The sequence below is a fragment of the Lacrimispora sp. genome, from assembly GCF_047605665.1.
GTDB lineage: Bacteria > Bacillota > Clostridia > Lachnospirales > Lachnospiraceae > Lacrimispora.
In genome coordinates this window covers 1-19,861 of the sequence record NZ_JASGFH010000005.1, presented here as the reverse complement: position 1 = coordinate 19,861, position 19,861 = coordinate 1, and the positions used below count along the sequence as shown (strand labels likewise).

Here is a 19,861-nt window from a genome sequence, read left to right as displayed (position 1 = left end):
ATAACATGATACAGTTTACGGAAGCAGAAGTCAGACATTTACAGGAAAAAGGAAAGCTTTGGCCCAAGTCCATAGAACGGCTGAGGCAGGAAGTCCGTGAAGTTATGGAAGAACCGGTTATGGTTCCGAAAACGGGAATTGCCAACTGGTCTCTTTATTATTACTGTCCCAAATGTTCGGTTCAATTGGAATTTGACCGCAAAGATGAACACCGCCATCGATGCCGTGTCTGCGGCCAGGTATTTTCCGGGGAACCTTATGACAGCACCTGGTGGGGAATTATCAACACTAAAAATTATACAGCCGCTTTTCAGATGGGGCTGCTTCATCTGGTGACCGGTGAGGAGGCTTATGGGAAAAAGGCTGTTTCCATCATGACAGAGTATTCCAGATATTACAGGGATTATGAAGTACATGGAGATATTCCTTATAACGGCCCCGGTAAATCAGGAGCTCAGACTCTTGATGAGGCCAATTTTCTGCGTAACTTTGCCATGACCTATGATCTGCTGTCAGATATTATGACAGAGGAAGAAAGGGTTTCTGTCCGTGATGGGATGCTGCTCCCCGGTGCAGAGTTTTTAATAGAACACCGCCATAATCAATTGCATAATCATGAGGTCATTATTAATTCAGCTATTGCGATTATCGGCTTGATTTTTGATGTGGAATCTTATGTGAAGTTTGCAGTTTATGAGCCATATGGTCTCCTTTATCAATTAGAGAAAGGAATGCTTAAGAATCATATGTGGTTTGAAGGAGCTTTTGGTTACCATTTTTACGCTTTAACCAGCTTTTTTGCATATGAAAAGTTTGCTTTACATACACCCCACAGTCATATCAGCCATCCCAATTACAAGGCAATGATGGAGCTGCTAGTGGATTATCTGGAACCGGGATTTGCTATTCCCATGTTAAATGATACAAACTATGGACATACATCTTCCAGCCTCTATCTCTATGAGTTTGCTTATCGGGAAATAGGGGGAGACAGGCTGTTGTATGTTTTAAATGAACTGTACAAAAAAGAAAAAAGGGATAACCTGGAAGCTTTTATTTATGGTATGGATGAACTTAAAGAGTGCAGCCATACATTTAAAAATTATCATGTGGAAGAAGGACTTTGCGGAAGTACCATTTTAAGAGGGGCTGGTGACCGGTATCTCCTGTTTAAGCATGACAGCTATGGAGGCGAGCATGATCATTATGACCGTCTGGACATTAGCTATCTCGCCTGCGGAAAACGGATTTCTCCTGATCTTGGAACAACCGGCTACGGTGCACTCATGCATTATGATTTTTATAAAAATACAGGTTCCCACAATACGGTTACCATTGGAGAAGAAAATCAGGCTCCTGCAAATGGGATTTTGAAGCGGTATGAAGAATTGGATGGTGTGGTCTATGTGGAGGCAGAGGCGGATTGGACAGCTCCTTACGAAATGCCGGACAGCTTTACCATTGTTCAGTGGAAGGAAGAGAATTATAAATCTGTTAAAATGACAAGGAAAATTGCCTGGACAGATGATTATTTTGCAGAGGTATTTGTTGTAAAAGGGGCTGCCCCTCAATTGCCTATTGACTGGGTGATGCATGTTTCGGGAGAGACAATTCTGGCTCCGGAAGGCCAGCCGGTGGAGGTATTTTCTGAAAAGAAACCTTATAAGCACCTTCATTCCATGGTACAGACAGAGGCTGACGGCGAAATCGTGACTGCTTATCGAGATGGGGAGGTTACCACTCATATCTTTGGGTTTGGCTTTGGTCAGACCGTATTTAACGGAAGAGGACCTGATAACCCGTCTGTATCTGATATTAATTACAGGATTGAGCGCAGCTTTGGAGGCGAAGCAGTGTTTGCCCATGTGATTACCAGCAGTGACGGGGAGTGCAAGGTGAAACATGTATCCTTTGAAGCATCGGACGGGAAAATTAGCATTTGCGTCACGGAAGCAGACGGAGGAGAGAGGAAGATTTTATTATAGAAAAAATAAGGAGCTTTTATCCGGTAGGTACTGTTGTGCACGCTTGGTAAAAGCTCCTTTCATTTTTTTATTTAAAATTCAATTCCGAAATTTTTGGATGACCGTATACGATGGAAAGTTCCATAATACAATGCTTGTATTTGATATTAAATAAAAGAGCAGTCCGCCTATTCTAACGTCCTGCCCTTTACAATTCTAATCCTTAATTATGACCTATCTTCTTCTCCAGCAAAGAAATTCCCTGATACAAAACGGCAGACACAAAACACAAAATCACAATACTCATCACCACCAAATCCATCTTAAACACCTGGCTTCCGTAGATGATCAGATATCCCAATCCTTTATTTGCCGCCAAAAATTCCCCAATAATCACTCCCACCAGACAAAGCCCGATATTCACCTTCATATTGCTGATGATAAGCGGCACAGAACCGGGCAGCAGGACCTTTAAAAGTACATCTCTTTTTCCTCCCCCCAAAGAATAAATCAATTTGATCTTATCCGGGTTGATTTGTGAAAATCCGGTGTGCAGGGTCATAATGCATCCGAAAACAGCCACAGAAATCGAGGCTACAATAATGGTTTTAATATTATTCCCCAGCCAAACGATCAAAATGGGGGCCAGGGCGGACTTTGGCAGGCTGTTGAGCATAACCAGATAAGGCTCTAAGACCTCTGTGATGCTGCGGCTGGCCCATAAAAGAATGGCTGTTGCCAGCCCCAGGGTAATGACCAGGGAAAAACTTATGATGGTTTCCATTACCGTCACCCCGATGTGTAAAAATATGCTTCTGTCCTTCACCATATCGATAAAGCAAAGGGTCATCCGGGAGGGAGAACTGAATATGAAATCATTGAGAATCCCAAGGCTTGCGGACAGCTCCCAAAGGGAAAGAAGCAGAACCAGAAGCATAAAACGCCACACCCGCACATTGCGCCGGTGAAGCATTTCCTTTTGGATAAATTCCTGCTGTGCTAAAGTGGCATGAGGTTCAATCATCATTTTGCAGCTCCTTCCATACCTGATTGAAGTAAACGGAAAATTCCGGCATGTTTCTCCGGGCCAGGGGGCGCACGTAATCCTCGCCAAAGGAAGTGGGAATAACGGCTTTGATCCTGCCGGGCCTGCTTGTCAGCACGATGACCCGGTCAGCGACGCTGATGGCCTCGGAAAGGTCGTGGGTGATGAGAATGGCAGTTTTTTCGGCACTTTTTATGATGGAACTGATATCATCACAGACGGCAAGCCTTGTTTGATAGTCCAGTGCGGAAAAAGGTTCATCTAATAAAAGAAGGTCCGGTTCCAGGGCCAGGGTGCGGACCAGTGCGGCACGCTGACGCATACCTCCGGACAGTTCAGACGGCCTTGCCTGCTCAAAGCTTCCAAGACCGTAAGTATGAAGCATTTCATGCAGCTTTTCTTTGGAGCTGCTGTTTAATTTTTTCTGAATTTCCAGCCCTAACTGTGCATTTCCCATGATGGTCCGCCATTCGAAAAGATGGTCTCTTTGCAGCATGTAACCGGTGGTTCCTCTGGCCTCTGCCTGGGGAACTCCATCCATGTAAATTTCCCCTTTATCGGGCGATAAAAGTCCGCTGAGAAGGGATAAAAGGGTTGATTTCCCGCAGCCGGAGGGGCCGACGATGGCGAGAAATTCCCCATTTTCTGCGGTGAAAGATATATCGGAAAGGGCCAGTGTCTCACCCTCAAGAGAATGATAGGAGTAACTGACCCCACGAATTTCCAGCTTTGGCTTCATAGGTCCTCCTTATATGACATAATCCAACTTCTTTATAGTGTTATGATATGTACTGAAAAAGGGAGTGTGAGGAAAAAACATTTATAGGACATATCTATAAATACCCCTTATATATTGGTTAAATCAATTAGACTCAAAAGCAGTACCTCTTTATAATAGATAACAGCGACAAAATATACATACTAGGAGAAGGTATCATGAAGAAAAAAGTATTAGGCATTCTGCTGTGCATCACTATGGCAGCAGCATTGACAGCAGGCTGTGGGGTAAAGCCTGAGCAGAAAGCAGCAGACAGCGAAAAAAAGGAAACAGCAGAAGCGAAAACCAGTGTGGAAGCTGATCCTGTGGATAAGAAAAAGGTGTATGTATCCCCTGACTGGGTACAGAGTGTGATTGACGGAAATCAGGAAGAGTCCTCTGATTACGTTATTCTGGAATGCGGCTGGGGAGAAGAAGCGGACAACCCCGGATATTTAGAGGGACATATCAAAGGGTCCTATCATATGAACACAGATTACGTGGAATCTGAGGAATACTGGAATATCCGCACGCCGGAGGAGATTGAAAAGCTGGTGGCTGATTACGGAATTACCAAGGATACGACGGTAATCTGTTACGGAACAGACGGAACGAATTCCGCCGATGACAGAGTTGCATTTACCCTGTTATGGGCAGGCGTTGAAAATGTAAAATGCCTCGACGGCGGTCTTGAAGCCTGGACAAAGGCCGGATATGACCTGGAAAAAGGCAGCAATAAGCCAGAAGCCACAGACAAAGGTTTTGGAACCACAGTTCCCGCCCATCCGGAATATATTATTTCCATTGACGAAGTAAAGGAAAAGCTTGAAAATGACAGCAATTTCAAATTGGTGAGCATCAGAAGCAAGGCGGAGTTCTTGGGAGAGACCAGCGGCTACGGATATATTGACAAGGCTGGCGAGCCCAAAGGCGCTATCTGGGGCCGGGATACAGACGACGGTTCTTACTTAAAGGAAGACGGCACAACAGTGGGAGCGGATGTGCTGGAAGGATATTTAAAGGAAGGCAAAGCCTCTCTTGATCAGGAAGTGGCATTTTACTGCGGTACAGGCTGGAGAGCTACCGTTCCATTTCTTATCAGCTATGAAAATGGATATACTAATACAAAGCTTTATGACGGAGGCTGGTATCAGTGGCAGATGGACGACAGCCTTCCCGTACAGTTAGGCGATCCTGCAGGCAGTGCGTGTGAATACACCACCGTAGGAAAGCTTTCTACGGATAAAGCGAAAAAATAAAAAGCATGAAAACCGGAGTGTGAGCGCCTGACATGAAGAAAATAGGATATGCTGCCATGACTTTTACAGAAGTGCTTTTCCTGGCAGGTGCATATCTGGTCCATTATTTTACCCGAAGGAAGATGGGGATGGCCAGATATGTGATTTATAAAAACCAGAGCTGGGAGCAGGACTTTCCCATGGAAACATTAAAGTACACGGCGGTGGCGGTTCTGACAGCAGTGACGCTTTTGCTTTTGGCAATTTGGATAAAAAGACGGAAGGGACAGGAAAAACCTGCCCCTTTCACGTATGCAGCCATGACAATCCTGACAACGCTGTATGTTTCCTATACCTGCATCAGCTCCATAAAAACCATGAGAGCGTATTATTTTATCAGCCTGCTGCTGGGGCTGGCCGCCCTGCTCCAGATCGTGAAGGCAGGGGCAGCGCTCATCATGGGGGGAAAGAAAAAAGATGAAAGATAAAAAACTTTGGATATTTGCGGGAACCGTCCTTGTGATTTTTTGTTTCAATCATATATTTGGCTGGTCTTCCTATATCAGTGACTTAGATAATCTGGCTTTTTTTAAGCAGGGGGTGAGGGAGAATCTCCCTTATGCCATTGCTGTCTATACCCTGCTCACCATAGCAGGCTGTACCTTTCTGGCTCTTCCGGGAATTACATTTGCCGTGTTTGCCGGACTTTTATTCGGTCCGGTGCTGGGTACGGTATGCTGTTCAGCGGCGACTACAGTCGGAGCTGCTCTGGCTTTTGGAGCGGGAAGGTTCTTTTTAAAAGACAGCGTGAAACCAATGGTAAGCAGGAACCGGTATTTAAACAAGTGGCTGTTTGACAGCCCGGAAGAAAACAAGCTGTTCGTTCTCGCCATTACACGGCTTGTTCCGGTATTTCCCTACAATCTTCAAAACTTTGCCTACGGCATTACAGATATTAAATTCAGCACCTATATCATCGGTTCCCTGGTCTTTATGCTGCCGGGAACAGCCATGTATACTGTGGGAGCAGCCGGATTTGCGGATCAGGAAAACCGCGTTTTGTATCTGACAATTGCAGCGGTATTGGCAGTTGGAGTCATGGGAATCGGAGTGTTTTTAAAGAAGAAATATATACAGGAGGGACAGTATGGAAAATAAGCCGGGAATTACGGACCCGTCTGCATGTACCCATTGCCATGTGTGCAGACATAATTGTCTCTTTCTGGAAAAATATAAGATTGATATCGGAGATGTCAAAGAGCTTGAGGAGCTGGCTTACCATTGCTTTTTATGCGGCAGATGCTCCCAGGTCTGTCCTGAGGGCATTGACGGAAGAGAGATCATTTTAAGGATGCGCCAGGAACAGGTGAGGGAGAACCAGGGAAAGCTCCGTGAAAAGGGCTATGGAATGGTGGTGAAGGAAAAGCAGAACTATTTATTCCGCAATTACGGACAGGGGATGAAAAAGACTGTGCTTTTTCCGGGCTGCAGTTTTCCTTCCTATTATCCTGAGACAACGGAGTATTTGGCAAAGCTGTTCCGGGAAGAACTGGATGGGGGAATTGTGTTTGACTGCTGCGGAAAGCCCATTGCAGAACTGGGGCTTAAGAAGCAGGAACAGAAGATTATTGAGCGAATTGAAGAGGGGCTGAGAGAAAAGGGCGTGGAGGAAGTGGTTACCATGTGCCCCAACTGCTATGATTTTTTAAAGCCCCGTCTGAATATAAAGATTGTGAGCATCTATCAGAAGCTGCAGGAACTTGGAATCGGAAAAGTGATTGAAGAAAAGCTTACCGTATTTCCGCCCTGTCCGGACCGGGAAAGCCGGGAACTGCTTGGACATATACGGGCATTTTTAAAGGAGGACCCGGATATCATTTCTGATGTGCAATGCTGCGGATTGGGAGGGTGTGCAGGAAAAAAAGAAAAGGACCTGGCAGATGAGATGGTGCGCGGCATATTCCGGGAGAAAGAGGAAACCGTTTATACCTACTGCGCCTCCTGTTCAGGGAATTTTGTGAGAAATGGATATGACGGTACGAAGCATATCCTTTTGGAAATATTAGAAAGAGAAGAAAGGCCGGATACGGGCCGGTCTGTCGTAAACCGCCTGAAGGCGAAATACCGGAGAGAAGGACAATGACTGAAAAACGTGATATAATGAAAAAAGCAGGAATGATTTTAATAATCGGAGGCGCAGTTGTAAGCTATTATGCGATTCCGTCAGTAAGAGGAACCATGAATCAGGTGTTTAAAATGTTTGCAAGCGGAGATTTTGGGGTGGTGAAGGATTTTATCGCCTCCTGGGGTGTTTATGCGGCTGCAATATCCTTTTTACTCATGATATTTCAGTCCGTGGCTGCGCCCCTTCCGGCCTTTCTCCTCACCTTTGCAAACGCCAATTTATTCGGCTGGTGGCAGGGCGCCATCCTTTCCTGGACAAGCGCCATGGCAGGGGCAGCGGTATGCTTTTACATCGCAAGAATCCTGGGAAGAGACGCCGCAGAAAAGCTGACGAGCAAAACAGGATTAAAGCAGATTGATTCGTTTTTTGAAAAGTATGGAAGAAATACGGTGTTAATCTGCCGCCTTCTGCCTTTTGTGTCCTTTGATCTGGTGAGTTATGGGGCAGGACTCACTTCCATGTCCTTTGGCTCTTTCTTTCTTGCAACCGGAATCGGACAGCTTCCGGCTACCATCGTTTATTCTTATGTGGGAGGCATGCTGTCAGGAGGCACCAGGCTGCTTGTGACAGGGCTTCTCATACTCTTTGCGCTGTCAGCTCTCATTGTTATGGCAAGGAGGATATACGTAGAAAGACAAATGAAAAAAGGAGGCAGATAAAATGGAAGATTTTCAGGGACAGGAAACAGGCCTTGAAGAGATCAGAGAATTATTCCTCCAGGGGATCGACTGTTCCCAGGTGGTGACAGGGGCATTTGCAAAGGAACTGGAAATGGATAAGGAAATGCTTTGGAAGGTTTCCTCCTGCTTTGGAGGGGGAATGCAGTGCGCAGAAACCTGCGGCGCTGTCACAGGCGCCTTGATGGTTCTTGGGATGAAGTACGGGCACTGCAAAGAGGGGGATGTCCTCCAGAAAGAGATGATGAAGCAGAAAACGGCAAAGTTTAAACGGATGTTTGCGGAAAAATACCCCTCCTGTATCTGCCGTGATTTGCTGGGGCATGATATTTCAAAGAAAGAAGAACTGGAAAAGGTCATGGAAAAAGGCCTGTTTCTCCGGTTCTGTCCCCAGGTTGTAGAGGATACGATAGAAATTTTATGGAAGATTGTATAGATGAAACAGGCGATTATTATATTTACAAGAGTGCCGCTGCCGGGAAAGACGAAGACCAGGCTGATGCACACCTTTTCGCCCCGCCAGTGTGCCAGGCTTCATATCTGCTTTTTAAAGGACATTGGCCGGGAATGTGAAAAAACCGGGGCGGATATTTTCGTCTGTCATACCCCGGATGGGGAAAGGGAGCAGAAGTTTCTGGAGGGAATTTTAGGAGAACAGAAAGGGTATTTCGGGCAGCAGGGTGAACATCTGGGAGAACGGATGCACCGGGCTTTTGAAGAAGTGTTTTCCAGGGGATACGACCAATGCCTTCTCATTGGAACGGATATTCCGGAGCTGCGGTCCGGTTATTTAAAACATGCGTTTGCGGTGCTTGAAAACCGGGATGTGGTCTTTGGTAAAACGTATGACGGCGGCTATTATCTCATAGGGCTGAAAAAAGCCTGCCCGGAAGCTTTTGGCCTTGGACGGTATGGCCATGGGACTGTTCTGGAGGATACGGTGAAGACTCTCTCCCAGGCAGGAATGACTGTCGGCTACACAAAAAAGCTGTGGGATATAGACACCCTGTCAGATTTAAGGGAATACCGGAAACGGATGCAGGGAAGGGAAAGCTTAAAGTATAGAAAAACCGGGAAATACGTTGCAAAAACAGCTTCTGTCTCCATCATCATACCGATCTATAATGAAGAAAAAGACATTAAAAAGCTGCAGAAACAACTGAAAGACCTGCGGGGAAAATGTGAAATTCTGTTTGTGGACGGAGGCAGTACAGACCGCACCCTGGAACTCATAGAGCCGGGATACCGGGTGATTCACAGTGAAAAGGGAAGAGGAAAGCAGATGAACACAGGGGCAATGGCCAGCCGCGGGGACATTCTGTTTTTTCTGCACTGTGACAGTGAACTTCCTGAAAAGCCTTTGGAAGAAATCAGAAGAGTGATGAGGGATTACCGGGCCGGATGCTTTGGAATCGCATTTCATTCCCGGAATTTTTTTATGTTTACCTGCCGGGTGATTTCCAACCACAGGATTAAGGACAGGAAAGTCATGTTTGGGGACCAGGGGATTTTTATAGACCGGGAACTGTTCTTTGAAGCCGGTATGTTTCCTGAGATTCCCATTATGGAGGACTACCGGTTTTCCCTGACCTTAAAGGAAATGCACGTGAAGCTTGGAATGGCAAAGAAGCGGATTTATACATCGGACAGGCGTTTTCCCAAAGGCACAATACCGAAATTGAAACTTATGTGGAAGATGAACCGGCTCCGGAGCATGTACCGGAAAGGCGTTCCCATAGAACGGATTTCGGATATGTACCGGGATGTGAGGTAGACGGAGTAGAGTTGAAAGAAAAGCATCTTTCAATTTTGAGTTTGTGAACCAACCGGATATACTTGCATATCCGGTTGGTTCATCAGGAGATAAAATTATGAATCAGGTACAGGGATTGGCGGAATATATCGGGTGGAGCGGATACCGGGAAGGTCTGGGGCTTCCGGAAAAGGTGACAGAGGAGTACCGGATGCTGGCTCAGGGGGAGTATAACAGAAATTATCTGTTCCTTCATCCGGTTACAGGCAAAAAACTGGTTCTGCGGGTGAATTTTGGGAGCCAGATGCATCTGGAGGACCAGATTGGATATGAATATAAGGCTCTGGAGCTGTTAACTGGTTCAGGACGGACTCCAAAGCCGTTTTATGTGGATGGAACAAAAGAACGGATTCCGTATGGAATCATGGTGATGGAATACCTTCCGGGACATGGGCTGGATTATGAAAGGGAACTTCATTATGCGGCGGACTGTCTGGCGGATATACACAGCGTTCCCATTGCAGACGACCATTCTCTCCTCGTTCCGGAGAATCCTTTAAAGGCGATTTTGGAAGAGTGTGAGGCGATGTTTTTAAAGTATGAAAGTTCTGATCTGGGTGACGGGGAAAAGAAGAAAAAGATAAGACGGATGCTGAAAAAGGGCTGGGAGCGGGTGGACAGTTTAGAAAGCCCTGTTTACCGGTGCTGTATTAACACAGAGCTGAATTCTACTAATTTTCTCATCAATGGAGAGCAGGAAGGCAATTATCTGATCGACTGGGAAAAGCCTCTTTACGGCGACCCGGCTCAGGACCTGGGACATTTTCTTGCGCCTACCACAACCTTCTGGAAAACAGACGTGATTCTGGAAAAGGACCGGATGGAGGACTTTCTGGACGTGTATCTGGAAAAGGTGGGGGGAAGGTTTGATACAAAGGGCTTAAAAGAGCGGACAATGACCTATATTCCGGTCACATGCCTAAGGGGGATTACCTGGTGCGCTATGGCCTGGGTGGAATATCAGCAGCCGGGAAAAGAGATATTCAATGAGTCCACGGCCCGGAAGCTGGAAGCGTATTTGAGTCATGAATTTTTGGATAAAATGGCAAAAATTGTGGATTAATAGAAAGTATCTATAGGCATATGGAATAAATGAATAGGTGATTCGGGTATTTTCACTTGAATGAACAGGAAGAAACATTTATAATCATGATCATGCAGTGTCGAAATAAGAGACGAACACTGAGCAAACCCAGGAGGAAAAGATTTATTATGAAGAAAAGATTTTTAGTACTTATGTTAGCATCAGCCATGACAGCATCCATGATCACAGGCTGTGGTTCAGGAAATGCAGGAGCAGCGAAAGAAACAACTGCAGCAGAGAGCACAACAGCGGCAGCAAGCACAGCGGCAGAGAGCACAACAGCAGCGCAGAGTGCGGCAGCAGAAACCGCTTCAAAAGAAGAATACCAGTTCGTATCTGCTCAGGAAGCAGTAAAAGCGGCTACTGACGGAGGCATCCATGTTCTCGATGTAAGAGAGTGGTCAAACTACGGTTCAGGAAGAGTTGTCAATTCAGAGTGGCAGCCTATTTTCCCGCTGGAGGATGAGTCCCTGGCAGATAAAATGAAGGAATATGCAGAAAAGAATTTGAAAGATGGAGAGAAAATCTACATCATCTGCAACAGCGGACAGAGAGGCGCCCAGAAGGCTACAACTGTGCTGCAGGAAGCCGGAATTGATAAAAACTTAATCTATACCGTTGAGGGAGGCGCAAAAGCCCTGAAAGAAGAGGGTGTCCTTACAACAAACCGTGTAGAAGAAGGAATTGAGTGGCAGTATATCAAGGGAGCAGACGTTCTCGTCATAGAGAATGCACAGATCGTGGATGTGCGTGACAAGGGCGCATATGCAGAAGGTCATATCGAAAATTCCCTTCACGTGGACTTAAAAGAGTTTCAGAATGCTGATGCCCAGAAGGCTATGTATGATATGGCAGTAGAGAAGCTCAATAAAGAAGAACCTGTATATTTCTTATGCTACATCGGAGACCCGATTGCCAAAACAGCCGTTTCTATTTTAAAGGATGCTGGATTTGATGAAAAGAACTTATTCATCATTGAAGGCGGCGCAAAGAACAGTGATATTCAGGCGGCATTTGTAAAATAATAAACCGCATAGAAGAATAAGAGACGGAGACATGAGATGAAAAAGAGAATTTCAGCAGCGCTGCTGGCAATGGCTATGGCCCTTTCCATAACAGCCTGCGGAAACGGGGAAAAAACAAAAGACGAGACAACCCAGGCCACGGAAGCGGCGAAAGTTACAGATGCCGCAAAAGCGGAAGAAGTATCCTTTGACAGCCTGAAAGAGGAAGCAAAAGGGACGGTTGTCACATTTTATGGCTGGGGCGGAGATGAAAAGCTGAATCAGTGGCTGGACAATACCTTCGCTTCTGTCATGAAGGAAAAGTACGATATCACCATGGAGCGTGTCCCCATGGACATTGACCAGATATTGAGCCAGTTGTCGGGAGAAATCCAGGCAGGGGAAAAGGACGGAACCATTGACATGATCTGGATCAACGGGGAGAACTTCCGGTCTGCAAAGGAAAATAACATGCTGTACGGCCCATTTGCAGATCAGCTTCCCAACTTCCAGGACTATATTGATCCGCAGTCTGAGGATGTGACTCTTGACTTCGCATATCCCATTGAGGGATTTGAAGCTCCTTACGGAAAGGCCCAGATCGTATTGATCGCTGATACAGCCGTAACACCGGAGCTTCCTGAGAGTGCAGAGGCATTAAAGGAATTTGTCCGCAAGTATCCCCAAAAGGTGACTTACCCGGCTCTGCCTGATTTTACAGGAAGCGCATTTGTGAGAAATATCATTTATGAAATCTGCGGATATGAGCAGTTTTTGGATATGGAAGCGGATAAGGAAACTGTGAGAGCGGCAGTAGAACCTGCTATGGCGTACTTAAGAGAGTTAAACCCTTACTTATGGAATGAAGGGAAGACCTTCCCGGATTCCGCTCCCACTCTGGACAACATGTTTTCAGACGGAGAAGTAGTTTTGAATATGACTTATGATGCTTACGGGACGGCTGTTAAAATAGCAGACGGAGCTTATACGGAAACAACCCAGTCATTTCAGTTTGACAAGGGGACCATTGGAAATACCAATTTCATGGCCATTGCAGCCAATTCCGGCAATAAAGCCGGAGCCATGGTGGCGATCAATGAGATGCTGTCTCCGGAGATTCAGGCAGACCGCTATGAAACCATGAAGGTGATTCCGGTGCTTGATAACTCAAAGCTTTCCAGGGAACAGAAAGAGGCATTTGATCAGGTGGACCTTGGAAAAGGAACCATTCCCCAGGATGAGCTTTTATCAAAACGCCTTCCGGAAATGCCTGCCCAGCTCGTTGTGCTGATTGAGGAAATATGGGCAGAGGAAGTAGCAGGAAAATAATGAAAAAAAAGCTGATGCCATACTTGCTTCTGGCTCCTCAGATCATACTTACCGTTTTATTTATGATAGGACTGATTACTGGAATTACCCAAAGTTTAGGGGTAATTCCAGCTTTTGGGTTAAAGGAGCCAACTCTTTTTTACTATAAAGAGGTTTTATCACGGCCTGATATGATTCACTCCCTGTTGTACAGCCTTAGAATTGCCCTGATCTCGGCAGTTTTGGCAACCGCAGGAGGAGTGTTTTTTTGCTGTGTATGTGTCGCAAGACAAAAAAACAGAGGAATGATGATGCGGATTGTTCAGCTTCCCATTATCATTCCTCACGTTATGGCGGCTCTTTTTATCCTCAATATTTTTTCCAGAAACGGAATTCTTGCAAGAATCGCATACGCCCTGGGCATGATTCAGGAACAGGTCCAGTTTCCCCTGGTAATTTACGATTCTCACGGGATTGGAATTATTCTGGCTTATCTGTGGAAGGAAATTCCATTTATTATTTACTTTGTCATTTCCCTCATGGCAAATATCAACGGGAGCCTGGGAGAAGCGGCTGTGAATTTGGGAGCAGGGCCGTTGGCAGTCTTTTGGAAGGTGACTCTTCCCTTGTGCAGAAATACGATTGTGAGCGGCTTTCTGATCATTTTTGTATTTGCCCTTGGGGCCTATGAACTTCCCCTTCTTTTGGGCGCCACACTTCCTAAAGCCCTGCCGGTTCTGGCCTATCAGCAGTATATTCACCCGGATTTGAGAAACCGCCCTTATGCCATGGCTCTCAATGGAATCATCATTGCGGTTTCTCTTTTGAGCGCCTTGCTTTATTTTTTAATGATGCAGAAAAATATGAAAGATTTGACGGATGAGGCACAGATATGAAGAAAAAAAGAGCGCCATTGTTTTCCAATATGATCCTATGTCTGCTGATTGCCGGAATTCTTCTGCCTGCTGCCACTTTATTAATATGGATATTTACAGAGAGGTGGGCATGGCCAAAGCTGATCCCTCAGGTGTTTTCCATAAGGGCTGTCTTGGAGGTGGCGGGAAGGAAAAGAGAGCTTTTGCAGATATTGGGGTCAAGCATTCTGATCTCCGGAGTTACGGCGGTTTTATCCGGAGTGATCGGCCTTATGACGGCAAGAGCCATGATTTTATACTGCTTTCCCGGAAAAAGGCTGATGTATTTTTTCACCATCCTTCCCTTTATGGTGCCTGCCACTGTATTTGCAATGGGAATACAGATCACATTTATTAAGATGGGGCTGAATAACAGAATTTCAGGGATTATCATCGCCCATCTGATATCATCCCTTCCCTATGCGGTACGCCTCATTATGGAGGGAACCCAGGCAGTGGGAAAACGGCTGGAGGAACAGGCGCGGGTATTGGGGGCCTCTCCGTTCCAGGCTTTTTATAAGGTGTCTCTGCCGGTGCTGATGCCTGTTATTCTGCCGGCCATAAGCATGTCTTATGTGGTTTCCTTCAGCCAGTATTTTCTCACGCTGATGATCGGAGGGGGAAGGGTGAAGACCTTTACCATTGTTATGGTTCCCTATCTCCAAAGCGGAGACAGAAATATTGCCAGCATTTACAGCGGGGTTTTTCTCGGTGTTACATTGGCGGTATTTGCCGTGTTGGAAGGGGCTGCCGGGCGCTATATGAAGCGGGGCGAAGGAGAATTTTATACGTCGGAATAACGTGAATCAGGGACTCCCCGGCGGGTCAGGAAAAGGAAAAAATCATGAGTCTTACCATTGAAAATCTGAAAGTAGTGTTGCAAAAAAAGGAGATTCTTCACGGAATCAGCCTGGATATGAAGGAAGGGGAATTCATTTCCCTTTTAGGGCCATCCGGCTGCGGAAAGACCACGCTTTTAAAAAGCGCAGCAGGACTTCTGGAAATCAGGGAGGGAGATATCCGGGTACGGGATACTTCGGTTGTGGGAATGCCTCCTGAAAAAAGAGGGATGGTCATCGTATTTCAGGATTTGAGGCTGTTTCCCCACATGACCGTGGAACGAAACATCGGATTTCCCATGGAGATTCAGAAGGTGCCGAAAGATGTCAGAAAAGAAAGGGTGAAACGGCTGCTGGAGGAAGTGCAGCTTTCCGGTTTTGAGAACCGGAGAGTGAAGGAAATCTCAGGGGGGCAGAAGCAGAGGGTTGCCCTGGCAAGAGCCCTTGCCGCTGATCCGGGAATCCTGCTTTTAGATGAGCCCTTTTCCGGTCTTGACGAACATTTGAGGCAGGAGATGGGCAGTCTTGTGAAGAAGCTTCATCGGGAGCGGAACATCACCACCATCCTGGTGACCCATGAAAAAAGAGAAGCTCTCCAGATGTCGGACAGGATTGCGCTCATGAGCGGCGGAGGGATTCTGCAGTATGACACGCCAAAGAATATATTCCGCAATCCTGCGTCTAAAGAAGTGGCGGAATACTTTGGAAAGGCAAACTATGTAAAAGGGAAAGTTAAAAATCACAGGTTTTGCAGCAGGCTGTTTGAGGCGGAGGCTGATTTGGAGGATGGGAATTATGAAGCGATGATCAGGCCCCTTTCTGTAAGGCTTGAAAATGGCGGAGCCGATACCGTCTTGAATATTACGTTTATGGGAGAAATGGCGGAAGTGGAGATGGGGACATCGGAGGGAATTATGTTCAGCCATATGCCAAGCCGCACTCTGGAAGAGCTGGAACTGGAGCGGGGAGGACAGGCCCGTATTATAATAGAAGAAAAAGAAGCCGCATGGTTTCGGATAGAAGGGTGAGATCAGATGAAGCATATCGTATTTGACTGTGACAATACCTTTGGGGTAAAGGACTGTGATGTGGATGACGGCCTCGCCCTCATGTACCTCCTTGGCAGCCCGTCGGCAAAGCTGCACGGGATTACAGCCACTTATGGGAATAACCGGCTGGATGTTGTATACACTACGCTTCAAACCATGTTAAAGGAGCTGGGGCGTGAAGACATTCCGGTGAAGATGGGAGGGAAGGCCTGCGGAGTCTATGAAAGTGAGGCTGCGGATTACCTCGCTCATATGGCGGATCAATACGAAGGCGAATTGTCCATTCTGGCGACAGGTTCTCTCACCAACCTTCGGGGAGCCTATGAAAGAGACCGGAATTTCTTTAAAAAGGTGAAGGAAATCGTGGTGATGGGAGGGATCACAAGCCCTCTTGTTTTTGAAAAAAAGGTGATGGATGAGCTTAATTTTTCCTGCGATTCCCTGGCTTCCCGGACAGTTCTCACAAAAGGAAGAAACCTCTCCGTGATCACCGGAAACAACTGTCTGAAAGTATTGTTTACAAAAGCGGAATACAAAGAACGCCTATTTGCCTCAGACAGCAAAGCGGCTTCCTACATCCGCACAAAGACCGATTACTGGTTTGGATATAATGAAGAGGATTATGGCATCAAAGGATTTTATAACTGGGATGTGACGGCAGCGGTATATCTGATGCATCCGGAGCTCTTCATGGATGAGAAGAAGACATTTCTGGTTTCCCAGGAGGATTTAAAGAGGGGATATCTGCGTGAAGCGAAGGAGGGAAACAGCGTGTGCAACCTTCCTGTAATCGGAGAAGAAGAGCCGTATAAAGACCATATCTACCACACATGGTTTCAGGTTCCCATGGCATAAACTGCGGGAATACTGAAAAAATCCAAAAAACCCTTGCAATGCGGAGGGAACAGTGCTATACTAGTTAAGATAACATGAATATTTGGCTGGAAAAGAGTGGGCATATGTCCACTCTTTCAATTTGTGTAAGAGCAGGTCAAAGAGATCAATACCCCGCAGCAAGCTACAGGGTATTTGATCCTCGCAGCATTCGCCAAATGCAGGAATGCTTGCATTTCTGCATTTGGCTCATTGCTTGCGGGAATAAAGGCGGTTTGGAAAGGTGGGAAGAACATGACAAAAAGAGAAGAGTACGAGGTAAAGACGGAACGCTTTCTGCAGCCCCTTGTAGAAGAGAACCATTTCGAACTGGTTGATGTGGAATATGTAAAAGAAGCAGGAAACTGGTATTTAAGAGCTTATATAGATAAAGAAGGCGGAATTACGGTGGATGACTGCGAGGTCATAAGCCGCAGGCTGGGAGAATGGCTGGATGAAAAGGACTTTATTGCAGACAGCTATATTTTAGAAGTCAGTTCTCCAGGCCTTGGAAGGCCTTTAAAAAAGGAGAAGGACTTTGACAGAAGCATCGGAGAAGATGTGGACATCAGGCTTTATAAACCCCTTAACAAGCAAAAAGAATTTACAGGAACACTGAAAGCGTATGACAAGGAAACTGTGACCATTACCTTAGAGGATGGAGCGGAGCTTGAGCTGAACCGGCGTGAGATCGCATTGATCCGTCTGGCATTTGATTTCTAAACAGTAAGTATATTAGGAGGATAAAAAAATGAATAAGGAACTGTTAGAAGCACTGAATATTCTGGAAAAGGAGAATAATATCAGCAAAGACACTCTGCTGGAGGCTATTGAAAATTCTCTCATTACAGCGTGCAAGAACCACTTCGGGAAAGCGGATAATGTAAAGGTCAGCATCAATCGTGAAACCTGCGATTTCAATGTTTATGCGGAAAAAGAAGTGGTTGAAACAGTGGAAGATCCTCTTCTTCAAATCAGCCTGGCAGAGGCTAAGATGACAGATCCCAAATACGATATCGGAGATGTGATCCAGACTCCCATTGATTCCAAGAAGTTTGGCAGAATCGCCACCCAGAATGCCAAGAACGTGATTCTGCAAAAGATCCGTGAGGAGGGAAGAAAATCTCTTTTCAACGACTGGTATTGCCAGGAGAGAGAGGTTGTTCCGGGTATTGTACAGAGATATTTAGGCAGAAACGTGAGCATCAATCTGGGAAAAGTGGATGCCATTCTCAATGAGACTGAGATGGTAAAAGGTGAAGTGTTTAAGCCAACCGAAAGGATCAAGGTTTTTGTCCTGGAGGTAAAGGATACGCCAAAGGGCCCAAGGATTTCTGTTTCCAGAACCCACCCGGACCTTGTCAAGCGCCTCTTTGAATCTGAGGTTGCAGAGGTAAAGGACGGAACCGTTGAAATCAAGGCCATTGCAAGAGAAGCGGGCTCCAGAACCAAGATCGCAGTGAAATCCAACGATTCCAATGTAGATCCGGTAGGAGCATGTGTAGGCTTAAACGGAGCCAGGGTCAACTTCATCGTCAGTGAGTTAAGAGGCGAAAAAATCGATATCATCAACTGGGATGATAACCCTGCGTACTTAATTGAAAATGCATTGAGCCCGGCAAAGGTTATCTGTGTTGTGGCAGATGAGGAATCAAAGGAGGCACAGGTCATTGTGCCGGATTACCAGCTTTCCCTTGCCATCGGTAAGGAAGGACAGAACGCCAGGCTTGCAGCAAGGCTGACCGGTTTTAAGATTGACATCAAGAGTGAGACACAGGCGAGAGAACTGGGACTTTTTGAAGAGCTGGGGCTTGAGTATCAGGAGGAAAATTCCGGATATGAGAGCTACGGAAACGTTCAGGATGAAGTGCACGGCTTTAAGCCGGAGTTTAAAAACGACTACCAGGAAAGCAGCCTGGAGGGAGATGACCAGGAATAAAGAAAACAGGAAGTGATGGAACGTGAGTACAAAAAAGATACCGCTAAGACAGTGTGTTGGCTGTGGTGAGATGAAAAGTAAAAAAGAGATGATTCGTGTACTGAAAACCCCGGAGGAAGAACTGATTCTTGATGCAACCGGACGTAAAAACGGACGGGGAGCTTACCTCTGCCCTTCGATGGAGTGTTTTAAGAAGGCAGTGAAAAGCAAAGGACTGGAACGTTCTTTCAAGATGGCGATTCCCAAGGAAGTATACGAAACCCTGGAAAAGGAGATGGAGCAGTTTGGATAACAGACAGAAAATCCTGGGCATGATCGGCCTGGCCACAAAGGCGGGAAAGATCGCCAGCGGAGAATTCATGACAGAAAATTCCGTTAAGGCGGGTAAGGCAAGTCTGGTGATCATTTCTGAGGAGGCCTCGGATAACACCAGAAAGATGTTTACCAATATGTGTACTCACTATAAGGTTCCAATCTATTTCTTCGCAAGTAAGAATGAACTGGGCCACGCTATGGGCAAGGAGATGCGAACCTCTCTGGCTATCGTGGATAATGGGTTTGCAAAGGCAGTCGTGAAACTAATGAATACAGAGGCAGAACCTGCACAGAATGGAGGAAAGCATGAGAGTATATGATTTGGCAAAGGAACTGGGAAAGGATAGCAGTAAGGAAGTACTGGATATCCTGGAAAAGCATAATATAAATTTAAAAAGTTCTTCCAATGTTACGGATGAACATGTGGCGATTGTGAAGAAGGAGATGGGCGGCAGACCCCAGGGTTCCTCCCCGGCCCGTTCCAGCGAACCGGCAGGAGAGGGCGATGCTCCGAAGAAAAAGATCGCAGCAGTATACAGGCCCCAGAACGCCCAGATGAAGCCCCAGGGACAGGGACAGGGCGGCAGAGAGGTCAGAGGCCAGCAAAGAAATGACAGCAGACCTTCTCAGGCTCCCGGACAGGGCGGAGCTCCCAGAGATTATGCACCGAGAGGACAGCAGACTTCAGAGCAGACCGGAGCTGGAGAGCAGGGAAACCGCGAACCAAGACCCCAGGGTCAGGGCGGCTACCAGGGAAACCGTGAAGGAAGACCCCAGGGCCAGGGCGGTTACCAGGGAAACCGTGAAGGAAGACCCCAGGGTCAGGGCGGTTACCAGGGAAACCGTGAAGGAAGACC

22 protein-coding genes are annotated in these 19,861 nt (G+C 46.4%); 20 read left to right on the top strand and 2 right to left on the bottom strand.

Annotated features, from left to right (window positions below; translation table 11 throughout):
- Window positions 1-5: 5 nt before the first annotated feature.
- The gene (locus QM657_RS05010; RefSeq protein ID WP_415065460.1) at window positions 6-1,985 is read left to right on the top strand and encodes a heparinase II/III family protein; all 1,980 of its coding nucleotides are present in this window, start codon (window positions 6-8) and stop codon (window positions 1,983-1,985) included.
- 202 nt (window positions 1,986-2,187) lie between these two features.
- Here QM657_RS05010 and QM657_RS05005 read toward each other — a convergent pair whose 3' ends face one another.
- Both QM657_RS05005 and QM657_RS05000 read right to left on the bottom strand, forming a co-directional pair.
- Window positions 2,188-2,988 carry an ABC transporter permease gene (locus QM657_RS05005; RefSeq protein WP_415065674.1) on the bottom strand — a complete coding sequence of 267 codons (801 nt, stop codon included), beginning with the start codon at window positions 2,986-2,988 and terminating at the stop codon, window positions 2,188-2,190.
- Window positions 2,981-3,748: an ABC transporter ATP-binding protein gene (locus tag QM657_RS05000; RefSeq protein WP_415065459.1), complete on the bottom strand. Its 768-nt coding sequence runs from the start codon at window positions 3,746-3,748 to the stop codon at window positions 2,981-2,983. Before QM657_RS05000 ends, QM657_RS05005 begins: the two co-directional genes overlap by 8 nt.
- A gap of 197 nt (window positions 3,749-3,945) precedes the next feature.
- Here QM657_RS05000 and QM657_RS04995 point away from each other — a divergent pair, with 197 nt between their 5' ends.
- The 19 genes from QM657_RS04995 to QM657_RS04905 all read left to right on the top strand — a co-directional run.
- Window positions 3,946-5,025: a sulfurtransferase gene (locus tag QM657_RS04995; RefSeq protein WP_415065458.1), complete on the top strand. Its 1,080-nt coding sequence runs from the start codon at window positions 3,946-3,948 to the stop codon at window positions 5,023-5,025.
- A 32-nt stretch (window positions 5,026-5,057) separates the two neighbouring features.
- The gene (locus tag QM657_RS04990) at window positions 5,058-5,492 is read left to right on the top strand and encodes a hypothetical protein (RefSeq protein WP_415065457.1); all 435 of its coding nucleotides are present in this window, start codon (window positions 5,058-5,060) and stop codon (window positions 5,490-5,492) included.
- Window positions 5,482-6,162 (top strand): TVP38/TMEM64 family protein, encoded by a 681-nt coding sequence (locus tag QM657_RS04985; protein WP_415065456.1) that lies wholly within the window; start codon window positions 5,482-5,484, stop codon window positions 6,160-6,162. Before QM657_RS04990 ends, QM657_RS04985 begins: the two co-directional genes overlap by 11 nt.
- Entirely contained in the window at window positions 6,152-7,147 is a 996-nt protein-coding gene (locus tag QM657_RS04980; protein WP_415065455.1) for a (Fe-S)-binding protein, read from the top strand. Before QM657_RS04985 ends, QM657_RS04980 begins: the two co-directional genes overlap by 11 nt.
- Window positions 7,148-7,179: 32 nt before the next feature.
- Window positions 7,180-7,848 (top strand): TVP38/TMEM64 family protein, encoded by a 669-nt coding sequence (locus QM657_RS04975; protein WP_415065673.1) that lies wholly within the window; start codon window positions 7,180-7,182, stop codon window positions 7,846-7,848.
- 1 nt (window position 7,849) lies between these two features.
- Window positions 7,850-8,302, top strand: a complete 453-nt coding sequence (locus QM657_RS04970) for a C-GCAxxG-C-C family protein (protein WP_415065454.1) — start codon at window positions 7,850-7,852, stop codon at window positions 8,300-8,302.
- Entirely contained in the window at window positions 8,303-9,640 is a 1,338-nt protein-coding gene (locus QM657_RS04965; RefSeq protein WP_415065453.1) for a TIGR04283 family arsenosugar biosynthesis glycosyltransferase, read from the top strand. It begins immediately after the preceding gene.
- 97 nt (window positions 9,641-9,737) lie between these two features.
- Entirely contained in the window at window positions 9,738-10,742 is a 1,005-nt protein-coding gene (locus tag QM657_RS04960; protein WP_415065452.1) for a phosphotransferase family protein, read from the top strand.
- A 149-nt stretch (window positions 10,743-10,891) separates the two neighbouring features.
- Window positions 10,892-11,788, top strand: a complete 897-nt coding sequence (locus tag QM657_RS04955; RefSeq protein ID WP_415065451.1) for a rhodanese-like domain-containing protein — start codon at window positions 10,892-10,894, stop codon at window positions 11,786-11,788.
- A gap of 36 nt (window positions 11,789-11,824) precedes the next feature.
- Window positions 11,825-13,096: an ABC transporter substrate-binding protein gene (locus QM657_RS04950; protein WP_415065450.1), complete on the top strand. Its 1,272-nt coding sequence runs from the start codon at window positions 11,825-11,827 to the stop codon at window positions 13,094-13,096.
- Window positions 13,096-13,971 carry an ABC transporter permease gene (locus QM657_RS04945; protein WP_415065449.1) on the top strand — a complete coding sequence of 292 codons (876 nt, stop codon included), beginning with the start codon at window positions 13,096-13,098 and terminating at the stop codon, window positions 13,969-13,971. The genes QM657_RS04950 and QM657_RS04945 overlap by 1 nt, the downstream gene beginning before the upstream one ends.
- Window positions 13,968-14,789, top strand: a complete 822-nt coding sequence (locus tag QM657_RS04940; RefSeq protein WP_415065448.1) for an ABC transporter permease — start codon at window positions 13,968-13,970, stop codon at window positions 14,787-14,789. Before QM657_RS04945 ends, QM657_RS04940 begins: the two co-directional genes overlap by 4 nt.
- Window positions 14,790-14,833: 44 nt before the next feature.
- Entirely contained in the window at window positions 14,834-15,856 is a 1,023-nt protein-coding gene (locus QM657_RS04935; protein ID WP_415065447.1) for an ABC transporter ATP-binding protein, read from the top strand.
- Window positions 15,857-15,862: 6 nt separating this feature from the next.
- Window positions 15,863-16,732 carry a nucleoside hydrolase gene (locus QM657_RS04930; RefSeq protein WP_415065446.1) on the top strand — a complete coding sequence of 290 codons (870 nt, stop codon included), beginning with the start codon at window positions 15,863-15,865 and terminating at the stop codon, window positions 16,730-16,732.
- 273 nt (window positions 16,733-17,005) lie between these two features.
- Window positions 17,006-17,473, top strand: a complete 468-nt coding sequence (gene rimP, locus QM657_RS04925; RefSeq protein WP_415065445.1) for a ribosome maturation factor RimP — start codon at window positions 17,006-17,008, stop codon at window positions 17,471-17,473.
- Window positions 17,474-17,501: 28 nt separating this feature from the next.
- On the top strand, window positions 17,502-18,689 hold the full coding sequence (nusA, locus tag QM657_RS04920) for a transcription termination factor NusA (RefSeq protein WP_415065444.1): 1,188 nt from the start codon (window positions 17,502-17,504) through the stop codon (window positions 18,687-18,689).
- Window positions 18,690-18,711: 22 nt separating this feature from the next.
- The gene (rnpM, locus tag QM657_RS04915) at window positions 18,712-18,981 is read left to right on the top strand and encodes an RNase P modulator RnpM (protein ID WP_415065443.1); all 270 of its coding nucleotides are present in this window, start codon (window positions 18,712-18,714) and stop codon (window positions 18,979-18,981) included.
- A 19-nt stretch (window positions 18,982-19,000) separates the two neighbouring features.
- Window positions 19,001-19,324, top strand: a complete 324-nt coding sequence (locus QM657_RS04910) for a L7Ae/L30e/S12e/Gadd45 family ribosomal protein (protein WP_415065672.1) — start codon at window positions 19,001-19,003, stop codon at window positions 19,322-19,324.
- Window positions 19,311-19,861, top strand: a 551-nt coding sequence (locus tag QM657_RS04905) for a translation initiation factor IF-2 N-terminal domain-containing protein (protein WP_415065442.1), incomplete at its 3' end; no start/stop codon positions are given. The genes QM657_RS04910 and QM657_RS04905, both read left to right, overlap by 14 nt.

Excerpts from the sequence above, each read along its gene's own strand:
- QM657_RS04930 (WP_415065446.1), top strand. The coding sequence starts at position 15,863 with ATGAAGCATATCGTATTTGACTGTGACAATACCTTTGGGGTAAAGGAC.
- QM657_RS04910 (WP_415065672.1), top strand. The coding sequence starts at position 19,001 with ATGATCGGCCTGGCCACAAAGGCGGGAAAGATCGCCAGCGGAGAATTC.
- QM657_RS04975 (WP_415065673.1), top strand. The coding sequence starts at position 7,180 with ATGATTTTAATAATCGGAGGCGCAGTTGTAAGCTATTATGCGATTCCG.
- QM657_RS05000 (WP_415065459.1), bottom strand. The coding sequence starts at position 3,748 with ATGAAGCCAAAGCTGGAAATTCGTGGGGTCAGTTACTCCTATCATTCT.
- QM657_RS04960 (WP_415065452.1), top strand. The coding sequence starts at position 9,738 with ATGAATCAGGTACAGGGATTGGCGGAATATATCGGGTGGAGCGGATAC.
- QM657_RS04985 (WP_415065456.1), top strand. The coding sequence starts at position 5,482 with ATGAAAGATAAAAAACTTTGGATATTTGCGGGAACCGTCCTTGTGATT.
- QM657_RS04955 (WP_415065451.1), top strand. The coding sequence starts at position 10,892 with ATGAAGAAAAGATTTTTAGTACTTATGTTAGCATCAGCCATGACAGCA.
- QM657_RS04995 (WP_415065458.1), top strand. The coding sequence starts at position 3,946 with ATGAAGAAAAAAGTATTAGGCATTCTGCTGTGCATCACTATGGCAGCA.
- nusA (WP_415065444.1), top strand. The coding sequence starts at position 17,502 with ATGAATAAGGAACTGTTAGAAGCACTGAATATTCTGGAAAAGGAGAAT.
- QM657_RS04965 (WP_415065453.1), top strand. The coding sequence starts at position 8,303 with ATGAAACAGGCGATTATTATATTTACAAGAGTGCCGCTGCCGGGAAAG.
- QM657_RS04990 (WP_415065457.1), top strand. The coding sequence starts at position 5,058 with ATGAAGAAAATAGGATATGCTGCCATGACTTTTACAGAAGTGCTTTTC.
- QM657_RS04980 (WP_415065455.1), top strand. The coding sequence starts at position 6,152 with ATGGAAAATAAGCCGGGAATTACGGACCCGTCTGCATGTACCCATTGC.
- QM657_RS04935 (WP_415065447.1), top strand. The coding sequence starts at position 14,834 with ATGAGTCTTACCATTGAAAATCTGAAAGTAGTGTTGCAAAAAAAGGAG.
- QM657_RS04940 (WP_415065448.1), top strand. The coding sequence starts at position 13,968 with ATGAAGAAAAAAAGAGCGCCATTGTTTTCCAATATGATCCTATGTCTG.
- rimP (WP_415065445.1), top strand. The coding sequence starts at position 17,006 with ATGACAAAAAGAGAAGAGTACGAGGTAAAGACGGAACGCTTTCTGCAG.
- QM657_RS04970 (WP_415065454.1), top strand. The coding sequence starts at position 7,850 with ATGGAAGATTTTCAGGGACAGGAAACAGGCCTTGAAGAGATCAGAGAA.
- QM657_RS04950 (WP_415065450.1), top strand. The coding sequence starts at position 11,825 with ATGAAAAAGAGAATTTCAGCAGCGCTGCTGGCAATGGCTATGGCCCTT.
- QM657_RS05005 (WP_415065674.1), bottom strand. The coding sequence starts at position 2,988 with ATGATTGAACCTCATGCCACTTTAGCACAGCAGGAATTTATCCAAAAG.
- QM657_RS05010 (WP_415065460.1), top strand. The coding sequence starts at position 6 with ATGATACAGTTTACGGAAGCAGAAGTCAGACATTTACAGGAAAAAGGA.
- QM657_RS04945 (WP_415065449.1), top strand. The coding sequence starts at position 13,096 with ATGAAAAAAAAGCTGATGCCATACTTGCTTCTGGCTCCTCAGATCATA.